This is a genomic window from Streptomyces sp. NPDC056361 (assembly GCF_042262805.1).
Taxonomy (GTDB): Bacteria; Actinomycetota; Actinomycetes; order Streptomycetales; family Streptomycetaceae; genus Streptomyces.
Genome location: NZ_JBHJQI010000280.1, coordinates 1 through 4,343, shown reverse-complemented (window position 1 = coordinate 4,343; position 4,343 = coordinate 1). Strand labels below are relative to the sequence as shown.

General features: G+C 73.6%; 4 protein-coding genes. All 4 read right to left on the bottom strand.

What is annotated here, in order from left to right:
- Nucleotides 1-103 precede the first annotated feature (103 nt).
- The gene (locus ACFCY7_RS39985; RefSeq protein WP_376490998.1) at nucleotides 104-1,144 is read right to left on the bottom strand and encodes a hypothetical protein; all 1,041 of its coding nucleotides are present in this window, start codon (nucleotides 1,142-1,144) and stop codon (nucleotides 104-106) included.
- An 11-nt stretch (nucleotides 1,145-1,155) separates the two neighbouring features.
- Nucleotides 1,156-1,698 (bottom strand): GNAT family N-acetyltransferase, encoded by a 543-nt coding sequence (locus ACFCY7_RS39980; RefSeq protein WP_376490997.1) that lies wholly within the window; start codon nucleotides 1,696-1,698, stop codon nucleotides 1,156-1,158.
- Nucleotides 1,699-1,766: 68 nt separating this feature from the next.
- The gene (locus tag ACFCY7_RS39975; RefSeq protein WP_376490996.1) at nucleotides 1,767-2,423 is read right to left on the bottom strand and encodes a hypothetical protein; all 657 of its coding nucleotides are present in this window, start codon (nucleotides 2,421-2,423) and stop codon (nucleotides 1,767-1,769) included.
- Nucleotides 2,424-2,609: 186 nt separating this feature from the next.
- A complete protein-coding gene (locus ACFCY7_RS39970; protein ID WP_376490995.1) occupies nucleotides 2,610-3,842 on the bottom strand; it encodes an FG-GAP-like repeat-containing protein in 1,233 nt (410 codons plus the stop codon).
- Nucleotides 3,843-4,343 lie beyond the last annotated feature (501 nt).

The window sequence follows — 4,343 nt, the reverse complement described above, 5'->3', positions numbered from 1 at the left end:
CGGGCCGAACCGACGCGAGCCCGCCCGCCCCGGGGCCCATGGACCCCACCCGCCACCGGCCCGCCTCACCACGGCCCCGCCGACCTGATCGGCACGACACCCCCTAGCCGTACGGTTCGCGGTACCTACTCAGGCGGGGGCCGCGGATGGCGGGGAGGCCGACGAGGGTCCAGTCGAAGGCGTGGCGGTGGGGGGTGAGGGGATACCAGGGGTGGGGGACGAGGGTGTAGTCGTCGCGGAGGACACCGGGTGGGAGGACGCCGGTGGCGGGGGTGGGCGAGGTTTCGCCCGGGTGGACGAGATAGGCCCAGACGCCGCTGTCGAGGGGGACGACGGGGGACTCGTCGCCGGGTGGGTGCCACGGCGCGCCCGTGAGGGGGTGGCGGGGGACGAGGAGCACGTCGGGGCGGGGTCGGGGGATGGGGATGCCCGGGCCGGCGAGGCCCACGGAGCGGCGGTCGGGACCTGCGGGGAGGCAGCGGTCCACGGCGGGGCCGAACAACTCGGCGACGGGGCCCGCGGGGAGGGTCACCGGACGGTCCCCGGTCACGGCCACCAGGTGGGCCAGCGCGACCCCGAGCGCCGCCTCCCAGCGGCGGCTCCACGACCCGTCGAGCTCGAAGGGCGGGACGCGGTGGTCCGCGCGCTCCAGGTCGTCCCAGTCGGGAGGCGGAACGGGCGGGAGCCCCGAGGGGCGGCGTACGACCGCGTCGGGCTCCAGCCAGACCGCCTGCCACATGCCGCAGTCGTCCATGCGGGTCGCCACGGCACGCCCGCACCGCTCACACGCCAGATTGGGGCCGTCCCGGCCGTCCACTCCCCGGCAGTACCCCTCGCACTTGTCGAGGATCAGCGTCATGGACCGCGAGTCGCCGGGCGCGACGACGATCCTGTTCCGCGCGCCGAACGAGACCCGGTGCACCCGCGCGTACACGCCCTGGCGCGCGGCCCCGTCCTCCCCGACCTCCTCCCACAGCCGCCAGGGCTGCCCGGTGGGCAGCGGATCGACGGCGTACGTCCCGGGGTCCATCAGCGGCGGATGGAGCTCCTCCCACCCCCCGAAGTGGGTGTGGACGGGAAGCGCGACCCGCGCCACCGGCGCCGTCAGCTCCGTGCCGCACCCGGCACACACGAACAGGTCCAATCAAGCCTCTCCTAGCCCTGCGCCGCCGGCGTCCAGTCCCGGGCCAGCAGCCCGAGGATCACCTCGTCGAGGAACTCGCCCATCACCCATGCCGACGAGCGCAGCACGCCCTCGCGCACGAAGCCGTTGCGCTCGGCCGACCGCAGCATCGCGTGGTTGTCCGCGAGCGTCTCGATCTGCAGCCGCTGCAGCCCGCGCACGACGAAGCCGTACCGGCAGAGGGTCGCGACCACGTCCGTGCCGTAGCCCTTGCCGCGGGCGGACGGGAGCAGGCCCAGGCCGATGTGCGCGCCCCGGTTGTGGGTGTCGATGCCCCACAGGTTCGCGCTGCCGATCAGCGTGCCGCCCTCCAACTCCACGATGGAGAAGGAGACGTTCCGCTGATCCGAATCGTCCACGACGAGTCTCGGGTCCTTCGAGCCCGGCGTGAGCGGCCGCCAAGGGCCGGCCTCCGCGCGCTCGGCGTTGACCACGTCGTCGTACAGCTCGGTCCGCAGGATCGGGATGTCTTCGTCGTGCCGGGCCCTGAGCCCGATCGTGCCGCCAGTAAGCATGCAGGCTTCCTATCCGACCCGCTTCAGCGGCGGCAAACCAATAAACGCGCGCCCGACCCGAATTCCGCCTACGCGCGCGGCGTGCCGTCCCACCGCCAGCCGGTCAGACGCGGCCGCCCCTCCAACTCGCCCCGCCCCGTCGCCCACAGCAACGTGCGCCACGGCTCCGTGTCGGACGGCGCCTCCGGGAACAACCGGGCCAGCGCCCGCGCGCAGATGTCCGCCGGCGGACTCCACACGAGCCCCAGCCCCTCCGCCAAGTCGTACGTGTGCACCACGGTCTCGACGATCCCCATCGCCGCGAAGCCCTCCGGGTCCGAGACCCCGAACCCGTGGTACGCCCGCGTCTCCGGCGACGCCGTACGCGCCATCGCGACCAGCAGCGCCCCGCTCGCCTCCAGCACCTGCAACAGCCCGGCCGGCCCCGCCGCACGGTCCGCGTGGATCGCGTTCGCCGGCCCACCCGGCCGCCGGCTCTCCCACACGAACGGCACATCCCCGTCCAACGGCGGTGCCTTCGGGCCGAGTTGCACCGCGTACGCGAACAGGTCGTCACTCAGGTGCTCTACGGTCTCCCAGCAGTCCCACTCCAGCGAACCCGCCTTCCCCTCCCACGCCTCCGGGGGCGCCCCCCGCAGGGCCTCCACGGCGAGCTGCACGGCCAGGTCCAGGTCGTCCGCGGTGACGGGCTGCCGGTTCACATCGGTCTTCTCTGATCGGGACATGGCGAGACCGTACCGCCTGCGCCGCTGGGGGCGCCCTCTCCGCGACGGTACGCACGAAGCAGCGAGGGCCTCCACCCGCCGGGGTGGAGGCCCTCACGTCACGCTCACGTTCACGCCCTCGGTGCTACGGGTCGGAAGGTGCCGCCCGGAATGCACCGCTCGGAACGTGCGGCTCAGCACGTCCGCTCAGAAGGTGCCGCGGAGGTCGGACCAGTCGACGTACTGGCTCTCCGGGGCGCCGGGGTTGAGGCCGCCGGTGCCCTTGCCGCTGTAGAGGACGAGGCAGCCGACGCCGCGGCAGCCTTCGCCGCTGTACGAGCCCGTGGTGACGGTCGCGAGGTCGTTGAGGCCGTCGCCGGTGAAGTCGCCGAGGGCGAGGAAGGAGGCCATGACGTTCCAGCCGCCGGAGCCGATCAGGACCCGGGGGCCGAAGGTGCCGGAGGCGGTGGCCGGGTAGAGCCAGAGCTTCCCGGTGGAGGCCTCGCGGGTGATGAGGTCGGCCTTGCCGTTGCCGTTCATGTCACCGGGGGCGACCAGGGCGTTCATCGCGTTCCAGCCGCCGGTGCCCAGGAGCTTGCGGGCGCCGAGGGTGCCGGCGGACGTGCCGGGGTAGAGCCACAGCTTGCCGGTCGTGGGCTCGACGGCGAGCAGGTCGGAACGGTCGTCGCCGGTCAGGTCGCCGTACGCGGTCAGCTTGGCCATGGCGTTCCAGCCGCCGGAACCGATCAGCTTGCGGGTCCCGAGCGTCCCCGTGCCGGTGCCGGGGTAGAGCCACAGCTTGCCGGTGGCGGTCTCGCGGGCGATGACGTCCTCGCGCCCGTCGCCCGAGAAGTCGCCGTGCCGGGTCAGGGCGTTCATGACACCCCAGCCACCGGTACCGACGAGACGGCCGGTGTTGTCACCGGGCAGGAACCAAAGGCGCCCCGCCTCGTCACGGACGAGGACGTCCGCCTTCTTGTCGGCGTTCAGGTCGCCGAAACCGGCCTTCGCCGGAGACGCCGCGGCGCCCCACGACGGGTACGCGAGCCCCCGGCACTCCCGCTCCGTGGGCACGAACTTCAGCGAGCTGACCGAGTTGCCGCCCGGGCCGCCCCACTCCGTGCCCGCCGGATCCGACGGAATCACGCTCGCGCCGGCCGGGTCGGTGTAGTTCGCGTCGTCGTAGAGGCACAGCCACTTGCTCGTGCGGTTGACGATCGAGCGGAACGCGTTGTCCCAACTCCCGAGCGTCGCCTGGTTCACATTCGTCTTGTACATCGTGCCGGTGCCGTTGTCCGACTTCCACGCACAGAAGTAACCGGCCGGACAATCACCGATCGCCGCCTGTGCCGGCGTCGCGCCCGCGCCCAGCAGGCCCAGCGAGGCCAGCCCCAGCGTCGTTGCCGCCGCGGCCAGGCGCCGCATGATGGAAATGCGCATCGAGTTCCCTTCAACGGCGCGGAGGCGTCCGTGCTCGACGCGCCGTGGGAGGGACGGTACCCCGCCCTCCCTCCCACCACCCCCACAGGGGTCCCCCGCCCCACCGGGCCACACCCGCCACCCGGCTCGCCCGGACCCGCGCGCGCCCGCCCTGCCAGCGCCCGCGCCCCGTGCGGGCTGCACCCGCCGCCCACCCACCGCCGTGTGGGCAATCGTCCCTCCCCCAGACTTCGTCCGGGGGTACCCCCCCAGGGCGGGACGGGTGGGCACACGGGACGGCGCCCTCGGCGGCGCCTCCGCCCCTTGTGCCTTGACCCGCACCCATAGGCTCGGCGTGCATCCGGTGCGGGTTCGGGCGCGGAAGCCTGGGCCCGGCAGGGGGCGCCGTCCGTTGTGCCCACCCGTCCCGCCCCTGGCGGACGATTGCCCACAACGGGCGGGGCGTCGTCCGTTGTGTCCACCCGTTCCGCCCTGGGGGTCCCCCCGGACGAAGTCTGGGGG

Bases quoted from the DNA above. Each gene is read 5' to 3' on its own strand.
- ACFCY7_RS39970 (WP_376490995.1), bottom strand. From the start codon at position 3,842: ATGCGCATTTCCATCATGCGGCGCCTGGCCGCGGCGGCAACGACGCTG.
- ACFCY7_RS39975 (WP_376490996.1), bottom strand. From the start codon at position 2,423: ATGTCCCGATCAGAGAAGACCGATGTGAACCGGCAGCCCGTCACCGCG.
- ACFCY7_RS39980 (WP_376490997.1), bottom strand. From the start codon at position 1,698: ATGCTTACTGGCGGCACGATCGGGCTCAGGGCCCGGCACGACGAAGAC.